General features: G+C 56.1%; 23 protein-coding genes. 9 read left to right on the top strand and 14 right to left on the bottom strand.

What is annotated here, in order from left to right:
- Positions 1-371 precede the first annotated feature (371 nt).
- Complete coding sequence (locus ACR0EO_RS21515; protein ID WP_480692962.1) at positions 372-725, bottom strand: hypothetical protein; 354 nt, start codon at positions 723-725, stop codon at positions 372-374.
- A 211-nt stretch (positions 726-936) separates the two neighbouring features.
- Here ACR0EO_RS21515 and ACR0EO_RS21510 point away from each other — a divergent pair, with 211 nt between their 5' ends.
- Positions 937-1,926, top strand: coding sequence for a glutathione S-transferase family protein (locus ACR0EO_RS21510; protein WP_480692961.1), 990 nt, complete (start codon positions 937-939; stop codon positions 1,924-1,926).
- Here the strand turns inward: ACR0EO_RS21510 and ACR0EO_RS21505 are convergent.
- Entirely contained in the window at positions 1,908-2,270 is a 363-nt protein-coding gene (locus tag ACR0EO_RS21505) for a response regulator transcription factor (protein ID WP_480692960.1), read from the bottom strand. The genes ACR0EO_RS21510 and ACR0EO_RS21505 overlap by 19 nt on opposite strands.
- Before the next feature lie 181 nt (positions 2,271-2,451).
- On the opposite strand from ACR0EO_RS21505, the gene cobD reads away from it, so the two are divergent.
- The 4 genes from cobD to ACR0EO_RS21485 all read left to right on the top strand — a co-directional run bounded on the left by cobD (position 2,452) and on the right by ACR0EO_RS21485 (position 6,191).
- Positions 2,452-3,417 (top strand): threonine-phosphate decarboxylase CobD, encoded by a 966-nt coding sequence (gene cobD / locus ACR0EO_RS21500; protein ID WP_480692959.1) that lies wholly within the window; start codon positions 2,452-2,454, stop codon positions 3,415-3,417.
- On the top strand, positions 3,414-4,334 hold the full coding sequence (cbiB, locus tag ACR0EO_RS21495; RefSeq protein WP_480692958.1) for an adenosylcobinamide-phosphate synthase CbiB: 921 nt from the start codon (positions 3,414-3,416) through the stop codon (positions 4,332-4,334). Before cobD ends, cbiB begins: the two co-directional genes overlap by 4 nt.
- Before the next feature lie 11 nt (positions 4,335-4,345).
- A complete protein-coding gene (locus ACR0EO_RS21490; RefSeq protein ID WP_480692957.1) occupies positions 4,346-5,509 on the top strand; it encodes a lytic murein transglycosylase in 1,164 nt (387 codons plus the stop codon).
- 145 nt (positions 5,510-5,654) lie between these two features.
- Positions 5,655-6,191 (top strand): SPFH domain-containing protein, encoded by a 537-nt coding sequence (locus ACR0EO_RS21485; RefSeq protein WP_480693011.1) that lies wholly within the window; start codon positions 5,655-5,657, stop codon positions 6,189-6,191.
- A gap of 77 nt (positions 6,192-6,268) precedes the next feature.
- On the opposite strand, the gene ACR0EO_RS21480 is transcribed toward ACR0EO_RS21485, so the two are convergent.
- From ACR0EO_RS21480 to ACR0EO_RS21465, 4 genes are all read right to left on the bottom strand, one after another.
- On the bottom strand, positions 6,269-6,619 hold the full coding sequence (locus ACR0EO_RS21480) for a hypothetical protein (RefSeq protein WP_480692956.1): 351 nt from the start codon (positions 6,617-6,619) through the stop codon (positions 6,269-6,271).
- 54 nt (positions 6,620-6,673) lie between these two features.
- Positions 6,674-10,129 (bottom strand): chromosome segregation SMC family protein, encoded by a 3,456-nt coding sequence (locus tag ACR0EO_RS21475; protein WP_480692955.1) that lies wholly within the window; start codon positions 10,127-10,129, stop codon positions 6,674-6,676.
- A 139-nt stretch (positions 10,130-10,268) separates the two neighbouring features.
- The gene (locus ACR0EO_RS21470; RefSeq protein ID WP_480692954.1) at positions 10,269-10,676 is read right to left on the bottom strand and encodes a hypothetical protein; all 408 of its coding nucleotides are present in this window, start codon (positions 10,674-10,676) and stop codon (positions 10,269-10,271) included.
- A 44-nt stretch (positions 10,677-10,720) separates the two neighbouring features.
- Positions 10,721-11,920, bottom strand: a complete 1,200-nt coding sequence (locus tag ACR0EO_RS21465; protein WP_480692953.1) for an aminotransferase-like domain-containing protein — start codon at positions 11,918-11,920, stop codon at positions 10,721-10,723.
- Between the two features lie 154 nt (positions 11,921-12,074).
- Between ACR0EO_RS21465 and ACR0EO_RS21460 the strand changes: the two genes are divergently transcribed.
- Both ACR0EO_RS21460 and ACR0EO_RS21455 read left to right on the top strand, forming a co-directional pair.
- Entirely contained in the window at positions 12,075-12,845 is a 771-nt protein-coding gene (locus ACR0EO_RS21460) for a FadR/GntR family transcriptional regulator (protein WP_480692952.1), read from the top strand.
- Positions 12,845-13,333 carry a metal-dependent hydrolase gene (locus ACR0EO_RS21455; protein ID WP_480692951.1) on the top strand — a complete coding sequence of 163 codons (489 nt, stop codon included), beginning with the start codon at positions 12,845-12,847 and terminating at the stop codon, positions 13,331-13,333. The genes ACR0EO_RS21460 and ACR0EO_RS21455 overlap by 1 nt, the downstream gene beginning before the upstream one ends.
- 19 nt (positions 13,334-13,352) lie before the next feature.
- On the opposite strand, the gene ACR0EO_RS21450 is transcribed toward ACR0EO_RS21455, so the two are convergent.
- The 6 genes from ACR0EO_RS21450 to ACR0EO_RS21425 all read right to left on the bottom strand — a co-directional run bounded on the left by ACR0EO_RS21450 (position 13,353) and on the right by ACR0EO_RS21425 (position 16,979).
- Positions 13,353-14,213: a glycosyltransferase family 2 protein gene (locus ACR0EO_RS21450; RefSeq protein ID WP_480692950.1), complete on the bottom strand. Its 861-nt coding sequence runs from the start codon at positions 14,211-14,213 to the stop codon at positions 13,353-13,355.
- Between the two features lie 195 nt (positions 14,214-14,408).
- On the bottom strand, positions 14,409-14,969 hold the full coding sequence (locus ACR0EO_RS21445; protein WP_480692949.1) for a F0F1 ATP synthase subunit B: 561 nt from the start codon (positions 14,967-14,969) through the stop codon (positions 14,409-14,411).
- Positions 14,970-14,974: 5 nt separating this feature from the next.
- Positions 14,975-15,526 carry a F0F1 ATP synthase subunit B' gene (locus ACR0EO_RS21440; protein ID WP_480692948.1) on the bottom strand — a complete coding sequence of 184 codons (552 nt, stop codon included), beginning with the start codon at positions 15,524-15,526 and terminating at the stop codon, positions 14,975-14,977.
- 86 nt (positions 15,527-15,612) lie between these two features.
- Complete coding sequence (locus tag ACR0EO_RS21435) at positions 15,613-15,837, bottom strand: F0F1 ATP synthase subunit C (protein WP_005981269.1); 225 nt, start codon at positions 15,835-15,837, stop codon at positions 15,613-15,615.
- Positions 15,838-15,885: 48 nt separating this feature from the next.
- Positions 15,886-16,644: a F0F1 ATP synthase subunit A gene (locus ACR0EO_RS21430; protein WP_480692947.1), complete on the bottom strand. Its 759-nt coding sequence runs from the start codon at positions 16,642-16,644 to the stop codon at positions 15,886-15,888.
- Between the two features lie 2 nt (positions 16,645-16,646).
- Complete coding sequence (locus ACR0EO_RS21425) at positions 16,647-16,979, bottom strand: AtpZ/AtpI family protein (protein WP_480692946.1); 333 nt, start codon at positions 16,977-16,979, stop codon at positions 16,647-16,649.
- 362 nt (positions 16,980-17,341) lie between these two features.
- Between ACR0EO_RS21425 and ACR0EO_RS21420 the strand changes: the two genes are divergently transcribed.
- Entirely contained in the window at positions 17,342-17,992 is a 651-nt protein-coding gene (locus ACR0EO_RS21420; protein WP_480692945.1) for a hypothetical protein, read from the top strand.
- Between the two features lie 10 nt (positions 17,993-18,002).
- A complete protein-coding gene (locus tag ACR0EO_RS21415; protein WP_480692944.1) occupies positions 18,003-18,338 on the top strand; it encodes an ArsR/SmtB family transcription factor in 336 nt (111 codons plus the stop codon).
- Positions 18,339-18,340: 2 nt separating this feature from the next.
- On the opposite strand, the gene ACR0EO_RS21410 is transcribed toward ACR0EO_RS21415, so the two are convergent.
- Together ACR0EO_RS21410 and ACR0EO_RS21405 are read right to left on the bottom strand one after the other, a co-directional pair.
- On the bottom strand, positions 18,341-18,754 hold the full coding sequence (locus ACR0EO_RS21410) for a universal stress protein (RefSeq protein WP_480692943.1): 414 nt from the start codon (positions 18,752-18,754) through the stop codon (positions 18,341-18,343).
- Positions 18,755-18,880: 126 nt separating this feature from the next.
- Positions 18,881-19,765: a DMT family transporter gene (locus tag ACR0EO_RS21405; protein ID WP_480692942.1), complete on the bottom strand. Its 885-nt coding sequence runs from the start codon at positions 19,763-19,765 to the stop codon at positions 18,881-18,883.
- Positions 19,766-19,776: the final 11 nt, after the last annotated feature.

The following is a 19,776-nucleotide window of genomic DNA, read 5'->3' as shown; positions in this document are numbered from 1 at the left end:
GTGAACCGCTCGTTTGTTGACGTCCTCGCCGAACGGTGCGGTTGCCATGCCGGCGGAGGTACCGCCAGTGTTCAAACCAGTAGGCGACAGACTTAGGAAACCTAAAACGGGATATTTGCAGATCGACCGGAGCGACCCACACTGTGCGCGCCACCTGTCGCTCGAGATCAACTTTCTTCTTCCAGTAGACAAATCCCGGGCCCCAATCAGAACACTGATCCCGGCAGCATGTTCAACTGTGAGCAATCAAACGGCTTTTCAGGCCAAGCTCAAACCGGAGATTAGACTGCCGATCAGGTTGCATTGTTAAGTGCCAAAATAACCCGCGTTTGAAGGCGGGCTGCTACAGGCACAATAACGGCAATCCGCCCTTACTCCTCGTGCCCCAACAAAGCAATCGGAGCGTCTGGTGCACGGTAGAAATCCAGCGGAGCCTTATCCGCAGCGGCAGTACTGCGTTTGAAATCATACCGCATCTCACCCGAGTCCTCGTCATCTGCGATGATCAGGCACTGGTACAGATGACGCGCACCGTCGTAGATATCGACCAACCCACGCAGCTGAGGCGTAGTTTCAGCCTCAACCGTGAAGCCATCTTTCCACAATCTGAGAATTTTGAAGGTATTGTCGCCATACTCCACACGAAGGCGGCTGGTTTTCTTAAGCCCGGCGATTCGTGCCGCATGCAGTTCAGCGCTTATTTCCTTAGAAACATAGGTACTCATATCAATTCTTCCCCCGTAATGCTCTCTATTGTGCGCTCTCAATCGTAAAAATCCAGTGAAGCTCGCCACACAGACATGTTCGAAATCAACCTGTTGCGCGGAAATCCCACCGCAAACTGTGCGCAGATGCAGGGCAAATGCGCGCGCCGTTGGATAGGAACCCCATACGACCCTGCCTATTTTGACCGAAACGCAATGCGGAGGACTTGCAATGGGCCTATTGGTCGACGGCGAATGGCACGACACTTGGTATGACACCAAATCAACTGGCGGTGCATTCAAGCGCAGCGCTGCCCAGTTTCGCAACTGGCTGACCGCAGACGGGAGCGCAGGCCCCTCTGGCAAAGGCGGTTTCAAGGCAGAAGCCGGCCGCTATCATCTTTACGTCAGTCACGCCTGCCCCTGGGCACACCGCACACTGATTTTTCGTGAGCTGAAAGAACTGAGCGACCTGATTTCGGTCTCGGTTGTACATCCCGACATGCTGGATAAAGGTTGGACTTTCGAAACTGACGAACACGGTGCAACTGGCGATACACTGTATGGGCTCGACTATGCGCACCAAGTCTACACCAAGGCAGATTCTGATTATTCTGGACGCGTAACTGTACCCATTCTTTGGGACAAAGAGCAGCAGACTATCGTCTCGAACGAAAGCTCCGAGATTATCCGCATGTTCAACTCAGCCTTCGATGGAATAACGGGCAACACTGACGATTATTGGCCAGTGGCGATGCGGGATGCGATCGAAGAGGTCAACGCGCGCATCTATTCAGACGTCAACAACGGGGTTTACAAGTCGGGCTTTGCTACAACTCAACAGGCATATGACGCGGCTATCGAACCGCTGTTTGACACTTTGGACTGGCTCGAGGATCGACTGGCCGGAAAGCGCTATTTGATGGGCGATCGTGTAACCGAGGCCGACTGGCGGTTGTTCACAACCCTGATCCGATTTGACCCGGTTTATCATTTGCATTTCAAATGCAACAAGCGGCGGCTCATCGATTACCCGAACCTATGGGCCTACACCCGCGAGCTTTATCAATGGCCGGGAGTGGCCAAGACCGTGAACATGAACCATATCGTGCGTCACTACCACTACAGTCACGAGACGATAAACCCGAACCGGATTATCCCGGTGAACCCGGAACTGGATTATCTAGAACCACACAGGCGCGATCAACGCCCAGCTGCATAGTGCTCGACCATCGCCGCCAGATCTTCTGGCGGCGTTGCGCTTTGCACATACGCACACGCGTTTGGGCTGTGAGCAAAAATCGATCCGTCCGAGAAAAAGGTGGTGTTCGTGACAAAGATCACCCTGGCTTCGGGGCGGCGATAACTGGCGAAATCGGCCACCGCCAGCGCACTGCCGGTTTCCAAAACCAAATCCAGAACGATGATCTCAAAGTCCTGGCCGTATAGCGCAAGAATTGCAGCCTCTTGCCCAGCCACCAGCGTCACTTCAGCGCCATGCCGCTCAAGATGTCTTTTCCAAACCCGACCAAGATCGGGGTTACTCTCAACAATCAAAACCTTCATTTGCAACAACCTCGGCACATGGTAAGCATCTGGTGCCGTCCCCCGTATTCGTGATCACGCTTATTCCTTAACAAAGCGTTAACGACTCCCCCCAACGCCCCCGAACTGGCGGATTTGCTTGTGTAAACGGCAAAAATCCGCTTGAAGCAGGCCGAAACGAGCGATTCCGGCGAGAAACCCGATGGCAAGCCAAAACGATGATTTGAACCCACGCGCTGCACGCGATCACGGCGGAGGGCTGGATGGCGCCATCGCCACTTATGGTGGAACGCGCGCCGATTGGCTGGACCTTTCCACTGGGATCAACCCACACCCATATGAGGTTTCCGGACTGAGCCCGTCGGATTGGGCCGAGCTGCCTGATCACGGCGCGTTTGAACGTCTGACAAAAGCTGCACGCCTCTTTTGGTCAGTGCCACAAAACGCTGCAATCCTGCCTTCCCCCGGTGCCTCTGCCCTGATTGCCCGTATTCCTGCTCTGGCTCCTAAGGGCCGCGTACAGATTACAACTCCCACCTACAACGAACATGCCGCAGCCTTCGCCGCGCAGGGCTGGACTGTTCAACCTGATAGTCCAGCCGACGCACGGGTAATCGTTCATCCAAACAATCCTGATGGACGGATCTGGACCGAATCCGACGCGGACGCACCAATGACTGTAGTCGATGAAAGCTTTTGTGATGTCTGCCCCGACGCGTCTTTAATCCATCTCGCGACACGACCCGGTGTCGTCGTGCTAAAGAGCTTTGGAAAATTCTGGGGACTGGCCGGATTACGATTGGGCTTTGCCATCGGCCAACCCGATATGATCGCTAAGTTGAACAATCTGACTGGACCCTGGGCCGTCTCAGGCCCTGCCCTGCGGATTGGTGAGCGCGCTTTGAACGATACGGTTTGGGCCGAAGCCACACGCCAGCGCCTGTCAGTCGACACCGAACGGTTGGACCAACTCATGATCTCAAAAGGTGCTGAGCTTGTTGGGGGAACCACGCTATTCCGCCTCTATGAGGTAGACGACGCCGCTGCATGGCAGGACCGTCTGGCCCGCGCGCATATCTGGAGCCGTGTTTTCCCCTACTCAAAAACCTTCCTGCGCCTCGGGCTGCCCGCTTCAGACGGGTGGAGCAGGCTGGAGACCGCATTATGAGTGCGGCTTTCCTGTTGGTCTGCGCCTTATGCCTGGACGCGGCCCTTGGCGAGCCGGACTGGCTGTGGTCCAGAGTCAAACACCCGGCGGTGATGATTGGAAACGTAATCAGCTGGCTGGACAACACATTGAACCGCAAGACCCATCGCCGACTCAAAGGGGCCGCGGTTGTACTGCTACTGGTGTGTGGAGCGTGGATCCTAGGGCTTCTTTTGACCGCTCTGGGACCAGTAGTGGAAATCATCATTTGCGCCATCCTTTTAGCTCAGAAATCTCTGGTTAAGCACGTGCGCGACGTAGGCGACGGGCTTTGCACCTCGCTTGCAGAAGGGCGCGCCAAAGTTGCTATGATTGTCTCTCGCGATACGCGCGACATGACCGAAGCGCAGGTGGCCCGTTCGGCGATCGAAAGCGCTGCAGAAAACCTGAGTGATGGGGTCATTGCGCCAGCTTTCTGGTTTCTGGTCGCAGGATTACCGGGTCTTCTGATTTACAAGGCTGTCAACACTGCCGATAGCATGATTGGCTACCGCTCTGATAAATACCGGGAGTTTGGCTGGGCAGCCGCCCGTTTTGACGACTTGCTGAACTTGATCCCTGCACGCCTGACATTTTTGATGATTGTAGCGTTGTCCGGCCAATGGGCACGTTGGTCCGAAATGGTATCGGACGCACATCGGCATATTTCACCCAACGCGGGATGGCCCGAAGCAGCGATGGCACGCGCCCTGAACGTAGCCCTTGCAGGCCCCCGCAGTTATGACGGGAAAATCCGCGATCTGGCGTGGGTAAACGGCGGAGCCCCGCGCGAAATCGGTGCGCCGGAGGTTTTTCGCGCATGTGACATGCTTTGGAGAGTTTGGGGGCTTGCGCTTGGCCTCGTGTCGGTGTGGGTTGGGGTCAACTTTATTTTCTGACGGACCCGCTCATGCGCTTTCTTTCTGGCCTTTTCGCCGCCGCACTGTTCGCCTCGCCTGCACTGGCCCAATGTGGTGGTAGCTTCAACTCGTTCGTAAAGGGGCTAAAGACCGAAGCCGTCCAGCAAGGGTACGACAAGGCAACCGTCAATGCATTCTTCAAAGGTGTGCAACAAGACGGAGCCGTGTTGAAAGCCGACCGCGCTCAGGGCGTTTTCCAAAAGCCGTTCATCGACTTCTCACGCCATTTGATCTCGCAAAATCGGATTGACCGCGGTCAGGCCATGTCGCGCAAATACGATGCAGTATTTGACAGGATTGAGGCTGAATATGGCGTCTCGCGCGGGGTTCTTCTGGCCTTCTGGGCGTTCGAAACCGACTACGGCTCATTCCAAGGCGATTTCAACACCCGCAACGCGTTGGTAACGCTGGCCCATGATTGCCGCCGTCCAGAGCTATTCCGTCCGCAGATTTTTGCCGCGATCGAACTGTACAGCCGGGGCAATTTCGACCCCGCCCGAACAACCGGCGCATGGGCTGGAGAGATCGGCATGGTTCAGATGCTGCCCCGTGACATTCTGGAGAACGGAGTCGACGCAGACGGTGATGGCAAGGTTTCTTTGAAGACCTCAGCGCCTGACGCGCTGATGTCAGGGGCCAAGATGCTGTCCCATTTGGGCTGGCAACCGGGCCAACCGTGGCTACAGGAGGTCACAGTACCCGCAAGTATGGACTGGTCTTTGTCCGGCCCCGGCAAGCCTCGGTCCGTTTCGGAATGGCAGGCCATGGGCGTGCAAGCGCGCAGCGGGTCTTTGGCAAACCTGCCAGCCTCGCTTATTTTACCGCAAGGGCACAAAGGCCCTGCGTTTTTGGCCTATCCGAATTTCGACGTCTATTTCGAATGGAACCAGAGCTTTACCTACGTCCTGACTGCCGCCTATTTCGGGACGCGGCTAGAGGGCGCACAAATCTACGACGCGGGCAACCCCACGCAGGGATTGTCGGGCGCGCAGATGAAACAGCTGCAGACCAAGCTACAGGCGCGTGGGTATGACGTGGGCAAGGTCGACGGCATTCTGGGGGCTGGAACGCGAGCTGCAGTTCAAGCCGAACAGACTCGGCTCGGGCTACCAGCGGATGCGTGGCCGACGGCCGAGTTGCTGGGGCGGCTGTGAATATGCCACCAATTCCAATATGCAAATCAACATAGGCATTCGTCCCAGGACTCTTTTCAAAAGTACTGAAAAGACGCTTTCACAACTCGGTCGATTGCCTGGTCTATCAAAAGTGGGCATACAACCCTAAGTGTACTTATTGCAGGTGGAAATTAGGGATCTTTCAGTTTTGCGGCTTTGTTTTGTGTTGTTTACTACTTTGCTTGTACCGTTTCAGGGACTTGCACAAACGATAGTATCCGGCTGCGGACGCGTAGTCGTCCCGCCCCAAAGTGAAGCGCTGGTGCTTGATCGAAACGGTAACGTTAAGCGAGTATTGCAACCCGGACTTCGCTCTTGCACGCCGTATTTTGAACAGGTCATAGTGGAGGAAACCACTTCAGAAAGATATGAAAGTGTAACGAGCCCCAAGTTGATTGATGGCTGCGAAGTTACCGTTTCTGTTGTTTGGACCATTGCTGATCTTGAAGTGTACCATACACGAGGGCGTGAAGCTGCCGTACCGATGATCCGGCAAAAGATCGTGGAGACCTTCGAACTCGCTGACGGATCTGAATTGAAACAAAAGGATATTAATGCGTTTGTTCAATCTACACTGCGAAAAAGCGCGAAACCCCTTGAGAGTGTTGGAGTAGACTTTAGACGCTCATTCCCGCGTTCCGAGAACTGTACTCTCGACTAAAGTCGTTCAGAGCAAGTGTCCGTTTAGTTCACTCACGAAATCGGCTGCTCCAAACCCAACGAAGTTTCAAAGGCACCTCACTCCGGCCGCACAGGATACCGATCCCCTTTCTCATCAATCAGCACCAACCGCTCGCCACTGCGCACATACAGATCGCAGCGGCTGAACCCGTTGCGATAGGCGATACAAACGCTGCCATCCTCTGCGAAGCTATAGGTCCCAAAGGCTGCGTCTCCGCTGGCGTAGGTGTAGGAGTAGGCCCCTCCGGCCGAGAACTTGGCCTGACCGTCATCGTAAAAGGTCAGCGTGCGGCCTGCCAATGCTTCTAATTCAGCAGGGGAAAGAGGGGCATCCCCGGGCTTGGTACGCCATTCAGCAGCGGTGACCGGAGTGGCAAGCAGCAAGGCAAGTGTAAGGCAACGTTTCATGCTGCCAGCCTACCCTGTCGCAACGCGATATCATCATAACGTTGCAGTGAGCGGTCAGGCGACCATCTGTTCGGCCTTTTTCAGGTCGACCGAGACCAACTGGCTGACGCCCTGTTCCTGCATGGTAACACCGAACAGACGATCCATCCGCGCCATTGTCACCGCGTGGTGGGTGATGATCAGGAACCGCGTGTCGGTCTGGCGGCACATCTCGTCCAGCAGATCGCAAAAGCGGGTCACGTTGGCGTCGTCCAGAGGCGCATCGACCTCGTCCAGCACACAGATCGGCGCAGGGTTCGCGAGGAACACGCCAAAGATCAGCGCCGTAGCTGTCAGGGTCTGTTCTCCGCCCGACAACAGGCTGAGGGTCGAGAGCTTTTTGCCCGGCGGCTGGCACATGATCTCAAGCCCCGCGTCCAGCGGGTCGTCGCTTTCGACCATGACCAGATTGGCTTCGCCACCTCCGAAAAGATGTTTGAACAGCATCGCGAAGTTCGAGTTCACCTGCTCAAAGGCCGTCAAAAGGCGCTCACGGCCTTCTCGGTTGAGGCTGGCAATCCCGCTGCGAAGGGCTTTGATTGCTTCTTCCAGATCCGCCTTTTCAGTGTTCAGCGTGTCGAATTCTTCCTGAACTTCCTTGGCATCTTCTTCGGCCCGCAGATTCACTGCGCCCATCGCATCTCGCTGACGCTTATGCCGGTTCACTTCGGCTTCAAGTGCATCAGCCGCAGGCATCTGGTCCGGGTTCACATCCAGCTGGTTCAGAAGCTGGTTCGGGGTCAATTGCTGATCTTCGGCGATGCGTTCCGCTGCAGCCGTCACGCTTTCCTTCGCTGCATCGCAACGCGCCTCAGCCGCAGCGCGGGACTCACGCGCTTCTGATGCCATACGCTCTGCATCACGTTCGGCCAACACGAGCTCTCGTTGCTGAGTTTCAGCTTCGGCTAACTTGTCCGCAGCCTCGGCCCGGCGCCCTTCGGCGGCTTCGATAAGCTCGTTCAGCTCTTCACGCGCCTCGGCAATCTCGGCGGGGGCGGCCATAGCCTCAGTCAGCTCTTCTTCCGAGCTTTCCTTTCGTTCCGCCAGCTCCGAAATCCGCTTTTCAGCTGTTTCCAAACGGTGTTTCCAGCCGCTGAGATCCTTGGTCACCTCTTGAGCGCGGCGCGTACGGGCCTCGCCTTCGCGACGCAACTCATCATGGGTCGAGCGGTGCGTCAGCATGGTGATACGCGCAGCCTCGACCGTCTGTTTGATATCTTCGACCTGCGCGCGGGCGCTATCGAGGTCACCCAGCCCATTCAGCGCCCCTTCGGCCTCGCGCAGTTGCGCGCGGGCGGACATGGCGTCTTCCTTGTGGCGGTCTACGGCAAGGGTCAGAGTTTCGAGCTTGCCTTGTGCCAGATTTCGATCGGCCTCAGCCCGGCTCAGCTGCCGCGCGGTTTCGGCCATCCGTTGATCGGCAGCGCGGCGGGCTTCGCGCGCGCGGCGGTCGGCTTCGGTCACGTCCGCCAACTGCTGTGAAAGAGCCTCGTGCGCAGCCCGGGCACCGTCAGCCTGTGCTTCGGTCCGGGCAAGTTCCTGCTTCAGCGCCTCAAGCTTGTTAAGCTGTTCCAACCGCAGTGCCGCCGCGCTTGGCGCGTCTTCGGCCCAGGCGCGGAAACCGTCCCAGCGCCACAAATCACCAGAACGCGAGACCAATCGCTGGCCTGGCTTCAATGACGCCTGCAGGCGCGCGCCCTGATCAGCATCCACCAAACCGATTTGAGCGATCCGACGGCTCAGACGATCGGGTCCGGAAACGTGTAGCGCAAGTGGTTCTACCCCGTCTGGTAGCGGTTGATCGGCCTCATATCCTGCCACCTGAACCCAACCGGACGGCCCATCGCCCTCGACAAGCGGGGCGCGCAGGTCGTCAGCAAGCGCCGCGCCCAGAGCCTTTTCAAAGCCCGGAGCAACACGAAGCAGATCCAGAACCTGACCACCTTCGGCAGTGTCTCGTTCAACGAGCTTAGCAAGCGCCGTCGTTTCGGCGCGAATGGCCCCCAACTCACCTTCGGCTTCTGACCGCTGGGCGCGAGCCTCAGCCTCGCGTGCCTGCGTCTCATTGCGCAACTCATCCGCAGCGGCTAACGCCTCTTCTGCGGCCTCAGCAGCTTCGCGTGCCTCCTCTTCACCCTTCTGCGCAGCTTCAAAATCTTCGCTGGCGCGGGTCAGCGCATCGCGTGCCTCTTCCACAGCACCTCGTGCTTTTTCCTCTTCTGCCTCGGACCGGGCCAGCGTCTTTCGGCTGTCTTCAACCAAACGCTGGCCAGATTGATGGCGGGCGACCAGTCGAGCCATGTCCTCGGTTTCTTGTGAGAGGTGGTCTTCGCGATCCTGCAGAACAGAAGCGGCTTCCCGGGCGATTTCGGCAGCCTCAGCCACCTTATCATCGTGTCCCTCAGCGGCCTTGGCCAATTCGCGGGCTTCCCATTCCAAACGTTCTATCATCTGGCCAGCGTCGCGATTCAGACCAGTCTCGCGCTCGATATCGTTGCCGAGTTGTTGAATCCGGTTGTTCAGCGTTTCGATGGTCTGACGCGCACGGGTTTCCTGATCAGACAGTTGGTCACGCTGCACCTGCTGGCGTTGCAGAACGGCAGCGGCGATGGCCTCTTCCTCCCGGAGGGGTGGCAGGGTTTCTTCGATCTCCGCGCGTTTAGCGGCGGCTTCACGGGCTTCTGCCTCAGCGCGGGACGCCTCGGTTATCCGCTCGCGTAGTTTCTCCTCAGCCTGCTGGCGGGCCATGTCAGCCTCTTTCCAGCGGCGGTATAGCAACATCCCTTCGGCTTGACGCAGCTGCTCGCCAATCTCACGATACCGCGAAGCTTGGCGCGCCTGACGCGCAAGCTGAGCAAGTTGAGTCCCCAGTTGCTCCAGCACGTCATCAACACGGGTCAAATTGGACTCAGTGCCCTTTAGCTTGAGCTCAGCTTCGTGGCGACGCTGGTAAAGCCCCGAGATACCTGCAGCCTCTTCCAGGATACGGCGACGGGCACGGGGCTTTGCGTTGATCAGTTCCGCAATGCGGTTCTGTCCGACCAGTGCCGGTGAATGCGCACCCGTCGAGGCATCAGCGAACAGCATTTGCACATCGCGGGCACGTACATCTTTGCCGTTGGTCTTGTAGGCGCTGCCGACGTCACGTGTGATACGCCGCACGATCTCCAACTGATCCGAGTCGTTGAAGCCCGAAGGAGCCAGGCGTTCCGAGTTGTCCATGGTCAGGACAACCTCGGCAAAGTTGCGGGCGGGGCGCGTTGCAGCCCCTGCAAAAATGACATCCTCCATGGCGCCACCACGCATGGACTTAGGGCGATTTTCACCCATTACCCAACGCAATGCCTCCAGAAGATTGGACTTGCCGCAGCCATTTGGACCCACCACACCGGTCAACCCATCCGCAATAATCAGATCGGTCGGATCAACAAAGCTTTTGAAGCCAGTGAGTTTGAGTTTGCTAAAGCGCAAAGGCAATTGGTCCCGTGATTCCTATATCTGGAAGTCTGCGCAACCGATTGGGGTTGAGTCAACGGAGTTGCGCAGGATATGGGATATCAGCCCGACTTATCCACAATATCTTGCCGAAATGCGCAGGAATACGCGTAAATCAGTAGGGCGTGCACTCAAAAACCTGATAACCGGATTCCTTTCCAACACCTTCGTAGACGCCATAGTCCACACATTCATAGTCCGGTGTAGAAACAGCCGTCAGCAGTAGCCGCTCAGCTGCCTTGGGATTGCAGCCCAAAACGCCGACTGTCACTGCCGCATCACCCAGCACATCCAAAATCGGACAGCCCGAGACCTGCGCCATGGCAAGTCCGGCCCGGTCACGAATTGGACCCAGCCGTGGGGCGTACTGGGTGTTGATCCGGACAGCTTCAGCCAGCTCTCCACGCACGCGCACGTCGAAAACACTGCCGTTCACCGCGATACGAGTGGCCGGCACGTCGTGGAAGTAGGAGGTGCCAGCCGAACAGGCGGCCAGCAAAAGCAAGGACAGGAACCGGATCATTCGGCCAGCTTTGCCGCAATTTGGTTAACAGAACCTTTCCCAGATTAGGCGTTCAGTACCTCACCCAACCTACGGATACCTTCGCGGATGGTGGCCTCGTCCGAGTTTGAGAAACTCAGCCGGATTGTATTGGTCCCGCTCCCGTCAGGAAAGAAAGCCTGGCCGGGTACAAAGGCCACTTTGACCGTCTCGAGCGCACGCGCCAACAAGTCGGCGCCGCTCACATCCTTTGGCAGTGTGACCCAAACAAACATACCGCCTTCAGGTTCGGTCCAGCTCACGCCTTCGGGCATGTGCTGCTGCAAGGCCTCCAACATCGCATCACGTCTGGCACTGTAAACGCTGCGCAGCATGGGGATATGAGTATCAAAGCAAGTGCGCGCCACTTCGTTGATCGCCATTTGATTGATGGTCGCAGAGTGGAGATCAGAGGCTTGCTTCATCAACACAAGCTGCGAAATCACTGGTTTTGCCGCGACAACCCATCCAACACGCAAGCCCGGAGACAGTGTTTTCGAGAAGCTCCCGCAATAGACCGTACGACATTTTTCAATCGAGCCCTTGCGCGCCATTTCCAGTGCCAAAACCGGAGGGATCGCCTCGCCGTCAAAGCGCAGGGCCTGATAGGCTCCGTCCTCGATCACGGCGCAGTTCAAATCTTCTGCCAGGTCCAAAAAGGCTTCACGACCGCGGAGGTCAACTGTCTCGCCAGTTGGGTTTGCAAAGTCCGGCGACAGGTAGGCGAATTTCACCGCCCCCTGACCCGCAGCCGCGCTGTATTCCGCGGCACCCCGGTTGCCGTTTATGCTGAGTTGGTCAAAGCGCGGTTCATATGCGTTAAACGCCGCAAGTGCGCCCAGGTAGGTGGGCCATCCCACCAGCGCCGTATCGCCCGGCGACAAGTACAATTTGCCCAGATAGTCCAGCGCCTGCTGAGATCCCGAAGTGATCAGGATGTTATCCAGTTCGCATTCTATGCCGATCTCACGCATGTGATCGAGCAACCACTCGCGCAACGGTACGTAACCCTCGCTAAGCGAATACTGCAACGCTTGCGCCTGGCTTTGCGGACTAAGCGCACTCTGAAACGCCTCAGCAAAGCCATCTGCCGGAAACAGTGTCGGATCAGGAATTCCACCGGCAAACGAAATGATCCCCGGCTGATCTAACAATTTGAGCAATTCACGTATCTCTGACGCCTTCATTCGCGAGGTCCGCGTGGCAAACAGTTCTTTGGTTGACATGGCTCTCCTCCACTCACTTGCCCCGCACCCTAGACCTGTCATTATAAAAGTCAACAATTCTGACCTAATTCTTCATAAGTATGATACTTCCCATTCTTGAACCGACCTGGATTACATGGTCATATGATTTGACCAATTTCAGAACGATAGCCGCATGCCCTTTCAAAAAGTTCAGACCGAAAAGCTGTCCATCGCTGTGGTACGGCAAATCGAACTGCTGATCCTGCGCGGGATTTTACGCCCCGGAGAACGTCTTCCGGCCGAACGCGAGTTGGCTGACAGAATGGGTGTTTCCCGGCCCTCTCTTCGTGAAGCGATTGCCGAATTGCAGGAACAGGGGTTGCTGACCGCCAAGGCCGGTTCAGGAATTTATGTGGCCGAAGTTCTGGGCTCGGCCTTTTCGCCGGCCTTGATCAAGCTGTTTGGAAGCCACGAAGAGGCTGTATTTGACTACATCTCCTTCCGGCGTGACATGGAGGGGTTAGCAGCAGAAAGAGCCGCACGGCTAGGATCAGACAGCGATCTGAAAGTGGTGCAGGCCATCTTTGACAAAATGGAAGCAGCTCACGCCCGAAATGCAACCGAGGAAGAGTCGCAACTAGACGCTGATTTCCACATGGCAATTGTCGAAGCCAGCCATAATGTTGTGATGCTGCACATGATGCGTTCGATGTACGATTTGCTGCAACAAGGCGTGTTTTACAACCGCCAAATCATGTTCCAACAGCGCGCAACCCGTGAGGCCATTTTGGACCAGCACCGAGCTATTAATGTCGCCGTCCAAGAGCGTGACCCCAAGGGGGCCCGCGATGCAGTTTATGAACATCTAAGCTTTGTTCGCAGTTGCATGGAAGACCATCAAAAAGCCGCCCGAAACGAAGCCATTGCGCAGCAGAGATTGCAGCACGAGACAAGACAGGCCTGATGTTTATCGGCCATCTGCCCGGCGCGTATCTGGTCTTTCGAGCCGCGACACCAAAAATTGGCAAACTCGCCTTTGCCGCTGCAATGCTCGGAGCGGTCGCGCCAGATCTGGACATGTTGTGGTTCTATCTGGTCGACGACCGCGGTCACCATCACCACTCCTACCTGACTCACCGACCGATCTTGTGGGCTGGCATTCTACTTGCGGGCCTCGCACTCAGGTTCTGGCGTCCTCGAGAGGGTCAGGTACTGGCCTTTTTCGGTGCAGGTGGCCTCGTGCATATGTTGTTGGATTCTATAGTTGGCGAAATAGCTTGGGGGTGGCCCTTTTCAGACTTTACTCACCCGCTAATCACCGTTCAGGCGACACACGCAAACTGGATACTGTCTTTCCTCAGCCATTGGACTTTTGCCGTGGAAATCGGGATTACTACATTGGCCTTGATCGTCTGGCTTAGATCACTGAGACATGCGGCACGGGCAAACTAAGCAACTTGGTCATGGTATTTTAAATACCGTGCAACAACCGCATAACCCCGTGTTTCCAAAGTTGAAGACGTTTCAAAGGCTGCGGGTCCACAGCACTTAGTTCCGGGAAGCTGACTTCCGCCTCAGCGTCACTTCGCAGTTCAACAGGAGTGTCGAGAATAGACCGCGTCAGTGCATCTGCATTGGCCTCCAGACGTCGTTCACGTCGGATGGCTTCAAGCATCTCGGAGTGGTACTCATCGATAGCTTCCGAACGTTGCCCCTCGCGATACCGGAACGCTCCAATCTGCGCATGGACAGGGACCAGTTCAGCGTGGCGCGAAAACCGAAGCCACAACTCGCCATCCACTGCCAGTTTCAGGGATTCGTCAATCTCGCCCCCTGCGCAATCCCATAGGCTGCGGCGCCAATAGGTCGACTCTTGCTGCACCCATTGGTAATCGCCAGCTAATAACCGAGCACGAGACAGCAGCTTGGGACGGCGGACGCTCACAACGTTGTCCTGTTCGTCCAAACAAGTGACGCGCCCCGTCAACCATTCGATTTCTTTATTCAGGGCAAACAGGGATCCAACTACAGACAGCCCGCCCTGTATCAGCATATCGTCAGAATTGATCCAACCCATCACCTCGCCACGCGAGACGGCAAAACCTTTGTTCAAGGCATTTGCCTGACCTGTATCGGGTTCTGAAATGATGTGCGAAAACTCATCGCGATAGCGTTCAACGATGTCCATTGAACCGTCTGTACTTCCACCATCAGACAAGATCAGATCAAGGTTTGGATAATTCTGCTCCAGTACAGAATTTATCGTCCTTTCCAGAAATTCGGCGCAATTCAGGTTTGGAATTACGACACTGATCATTGGCAGGTCAGTCATGGTATTCTCTTCTTAAATCAACTCGAGCCGTGAATGGATCGGCGGTCACTAAGTATCCAACTAAACTAACCAAATCCTCTGTTCAGGCAATAGGCGCCCAAAACTCGGTGCTTACTGTTGCATCTGGATATCTATTAAAACAGCAAACCCGGCAGGTTTCTGCCGGGTCGCTAAAGGTCGGGTATCAACCAAGATTTAGTGCAGCTTTTCACCAACGTCGGCGATCGCAGCATCGATCAGCTTGTTCGCCTGAGCAGCGCTCATCTGCTTGGCCAGCACAGCGTTGGCCGCAGATACGGCAACGGTGATGGCTTGGTCACGGACCTCTTTGACAGCGGAAGCTTCAGCCGACGCGATCTGATCCTGTGCGGCCGCCAGACGACGCGCGATGGATTTTTCCAGATCAGCTTTGGCTTGCTCGGCTGCCAGAACGGCATCGTCTTTGGCTGCTGCCACGATGGCGTCTGCCTGCGTCTGCACTTCACGTTGCTTGCGCTCGTACGAGGCGAGCAAGCTACGCGCTTCTTCATGCAGAGTACGGGCTTCGTCCAGTTCGGACTTGATGCCTTCAGCTCGGTTGTCCAACGCGCCACCGATCATACCGGGGACCTTGAAGTAGAACAGGACCGCGATGAAAACGATGAAGCCCAGAAGGACGACAAAGTCTGTGTTGCCAAGCGAGAAGAACGGACCGCTTGCAGCGAATGCCGGGCTGGCTGCGCCGACGGTCAGGATAAGAGCAAGAGTGTTACGCATGTCACTTATCCTTTCATCTGCGCGTCAACGGCACTGTCGATTGTTGAAGCATCCGCCTCACCGCCCAGTGCAGTCACCAGTTCAGCTGCCGTATCCTTGGCAACCACTTGAATGCTTTCCAGCGCACCGGCACGGATTTCGGCAATTGCCTTTTCCGATTCAGCCGCCTTTGCAGCGATTTCAGCATCCGCCTTGGCAATCGCGTCATCCAGACCAGACTGGATCTCTGCGCGTGCTTCGGCAGCGATACGCTGCGCTTCGGCACGGGCATCGGCCAGCGCCTTGTTGTAGGCCTCTTCGGCCTCGACCGCCTTGGCCTTCAGATCTTCGGCCGCAGCCAGGTCATTTGTAATGGTCCCCTGACGTTCAGCCAGGATTGCCGCGATGCGGGGCAGAGCCACGCGAGACAGGACCAGAAAGATGACGACCAGCGTAATGACCAGCCAGAAAATCTGGTTGGGGAACCAATCGAAGCAGAGCTGCGGCATCCCGATGGCAGAGCCATAGGAGTCGACGCACGAGCCAGCTACCTCTTTTGTAAGGGGTTCAGTCGCCATGATATCCTCCGTCGGAAACTTGTCTTTACAACAGGTGGGCCGCTATGGCTTGGGCCCACCTGCGCGTAAGGATCAGGTTCCGCAGATTATACGGCGAACATCAGCAGCAGCGAGACCAGGAATGCGAAGATCCCCAGGGCTTCTGCGAACGCGATACCGATGAAGAGGGTTGCGGTCTGCGAAGCAGCCGCCGAAGGGTTGCGCAGAGCGCCGGCCAGGAAGTTGCCTGCTACGTTGCCCACCCCGATTGCGGCTGCGCCGGAACCGATTGCTGCCAGGCCTGCGCCGATGTGTGCGAGATCGCCTTCCATGATGTATCTCCTTACGAATTGGAAGTTTCGATGTTGGGGTATCAGACCTTAGTGCGAAGGATGCAGCGCATCTTTCAGATAAACACAGGTCAGAATGGTGAATACGTAGGCCTGAATGAAGGCCACCAAGACCTCAAGACCATACATTGCGGTGATCGCCAGAACAGACACGGGCGAGATCACGGCAACCGCGGCAAAGCCTGCGAAAACCTTGATAACCGCGTGGCCAGCCATGACGTTACCGGCAAGACGAATGGAGTGGCTGACGGGGCGTACGAAGTACGAGATCAGCTCGATGATCGCCAGGATCGGGCGCAGTGCCAGAGGCGCGCTGGAAACCCAGAACAGGCCCAAGAATGCGGCACCGTTCTTAACGAAGCCCAGAATTGTCACAGTCAGGAACACAGCCAGCGCCAGCGGAATGGTTACCGCGAAGTGCGAGGTTGTGGTGAACGAGGTCGGGATCAGGCCCAAGAAGTTGGCACAGACGATGAACATGAACAGGGTCATGACATAGGGGAAGAACTTAACGCCTTCCTTACCGCAGATGTCTTCCAGCATCTTATAGACGAAACCGTAGGTCAGTTCCGCGATCGACTGCATACGTGTAGGCACGATCGCACGCTTTGATGTGGGCAGAACCAACAGCAGTACCACGGCGACAATCGCCAGGAACAGCCACAGGGTCACGTTGGTCACTGTGAACATGCCAACCGCGCCGTCGCCAAACAGCGGTTTTACGATGAACTGATCCATTGGGTGGAATACCAGGCTGCTGCCTTCTGCTGCGGTGGTCTCAGTTGCCACGTTCAGTCCCTCTCGTCCTTCTCGGCAGCCGTCGCTGCCATTTGTTTCTCTTGAGCCTCTTTCGCGCTGCGGAGCATAACCTTCACGCCCGCGACAAGGCCCAGCAATGTGAACAGCACCAGAAAAATCGGGATTGTCCCGAGCAGGCTATCCAGCCCGTATCCGATGCCAAATCCGATCCCCAGACCGGATACCATTTCGATGACCATCCTCCAGGCAAGCTCGCCCCCGGATATGTCGGCGTCTGAGCGGGTCTCAGGCTTTTTGGCCTTTTTCGCAGCTTCGATCTTGGCCTCCAGCTGCGCCATACGCTGCTTTTGGTCATCATCGGTCACGGGCGTTTTCCTCGCACAGTCTTGGGCATGGTGCTAAGGGCCAGAAGGCGCAGAGTCAACGGCGTTGAGTGTTCGATTTGCCGCAGTCTAAATTATTGTTTTTAAATACTTTAATTGCGCTCCTTACCCGATCATTATTCTGAGCCCGGCGCTCAATCCACCCAAAGGCTTGGAATCCGCATATTCAACCTTTTGGTTGATCTTTGTCCGCCCATCAGTAGCTTGCGCAGAGCGCTGACGATAAATTCGCCTTGGGTGGCACTGCCGAACTCAGGCCAACCGACAATGAAATGGCATTGATTCTGCGCCCTCAAAGAGGGCACATTTGGACCAAGATATGCCTGAAAAAATGAGGGCAGAGAATGAGTGAAGTGGTTTGGCTCAGCAATGTGCACCGAAACCCAAATGGCGAGCGCGGGTACAGGCCGGTTGGGTATCCGGACGTAGTTAACCCGCCGCGCGACAATGAAATTGGCATCTCATTCAGCGCCGTGATAGAGCGACAAGAAAAGCACTTGCCCGTCGAAAACCATGAACTGCCAAGACAGCTCTATGCTGTAAAGAGATGGGCTCATCACAAACAACCCAAACGTCATATCTTCAGTACTGGCGGGTTGTTGGTCATATCGTCTACTTCTGCTGAAGTCTTGCGCGCCCACGAAATGGGAGCATCCAGATTGGTGCCAGTTGACCTCCTTCAACCAGATCAGAAAACCAAGTTAGACCACGACTGGTTCTATCTCGTTTTGGGTGATGGCAAGCGTTGCTTCGACGGTAAGGTTTCTGAAGGTGTAATACCGCTTGGAGCGGACGATGACCTCTTTATGGTCAGCAACAATGACCATGTAAAAGATGGGGATTTGGTATTCTCTAAAAGTGTCTTGGCTGGTCCGGACATATGGTTTGATCCAGCGATTTTATTCGCTCCAGTCCTGAGTGATCGCCTAGCTATGGCCCTAAAGGCTGCGCAGGTGGACAAGCACTGGGATCTGTTACGCTGCAAAGTGATTTAGGACTAAAACCATGTCAAACGACCTTGATACCGTCTTCGCAGCCCTTGCTGACCCGACCCGCCGAGCCATCCTTGCGATGCTGCTTGAAGATGACATGGCCGTCACAGATGTGGCCGAACCGTTCGCGATGTCGCTAGCGGCGATCTCTAAGCACCTCGTCATTCTGACCAAAGCCGGTCTGATCAGCCAGGAAAAGCGCGGACGTGTGAAATGGTGCAAGCTGGAGCCCGACGCGCTACGCGCAGCGTCGGTGTGGATGCAGGGGTTCGGGCAATTCGAACCGGTTAATCTGGATGCGTTCGAACGGTTTCTGGAAATCGAGTTGCCAGCGTCCGACGAGCCTTAGTTTCAGCGCACCACAAAAACGGAAACCTTGGCGTGATTGGCCAGGTATCCCGCGTGGCTTGAAAAGATATAGTCGGTGATCCGAGGCGCATGAGTGCCTACAACAATCAGATCGGCACCGATTTCTTCGGCAGCGCGCATCAGATCTCCGTCGACCTCAGCGGCAACGTCGACTGAATGGATATTGAGACTTCCGACCTCAACCCCGCTGTCTTTGGCCAATTGTTCTGCAAAGGTTGCCAATTCCTTTTCGGTGGTAGCATCCGACTGAACCGGATCACCCGGCTGGGTTCCGGTCACACTTACAACCGTTATTTTGGCCCCCTGCCACTGAGCGACCTGTGTTGCAACGCCCTGAGCCTTTTTGACCTCAGGGGGTAAATGAAGATCCACTGGAAACATAATGTGGGTGAACATGACATCCTCCTCCTTACCCTTACGGTAAACAAGGATAGTTAGCCCTACCTTGACCTGCCTCAAGCGCGCACCGCCCTGACGTCCGACCACCACACCTCAGAAATATTGGTTTAAAAGCCTGCACCGCTATTCCGGTACAGGTTTCGTTACAGGTCCGGATTGGTCTTCAGTTTTCAGGAGCAGAACGAGCGCGACAACGGTTAAAATTGCCCCGACCACCACTAATACCGGGGGCGGCTGCTGACCGAGCGCTACTTCCCAAAGGATCACCCAACTGGGCGTTAGGTAGGTATAGGCCATTACCTTGGCCGAAGGCAGCCTCAAGGTCGAGAACTGCACTAGAACAAAACTGGCCGCAGTGGCGAAGATGGACACGTATAGCAAACCTATCCACACAATGAGCGGCAGGTTCATCCAATCGGTCGCTCGAATATCGGACCAGCCATAAAGCGTCAGCAGAACACACCCAGCGACCAGTGTGCCAAATGTAAATACGACCGCCGGCTCGCCCCGGTTCAGCTTGCGCACCATAGGAGTATAAATGGCATGAGCGACGCAGCCCCATAGATAGGTTATTTCGCCCGCCCCAATCTCAAATGCCGCAAAAGCCTGCCAGTCCGCTCGGAAAATGACCCACAACGCACCGACCGCGCCGACCGTCAAAGCCAATGCCATTCGCGGGGTCGTGATCTGCCGCAGCAAAACCCATCCTGCTACCGCAGACATTACTGGGGTCAGCGTGAAAACAGCCGCAGCGCTGACCGGAGGCGCGGTCTTAAGCCCGTGGAACATCAGGACGAAGTAGCTGGCAAACAGCCCACCAAGCACCACGTAACGCCACGGAGCCTGAGCCGCGCTGCGGGGTAAACCGGTTGTAACCAGCGCCGCAACTCCAATCACTACCGAAGCAATCAGAAACCGCGCAGCCGTTATCGCTTCTGGCGCGATCTCGTTAGCAATCAGCGAGCCGAGCGAGAAGCTGCCCGCCACCAGCGCCGAAAAAGCTAGCATGGCCAAATGGC

It is taken from the genome of Ruegeria sp. BE9 (assembly GCF_056538765.1).
Note: the sequence above shows the minus strand (reverse complement) of the source record. Positions and strands in the feature narration are given on the sequence as shown.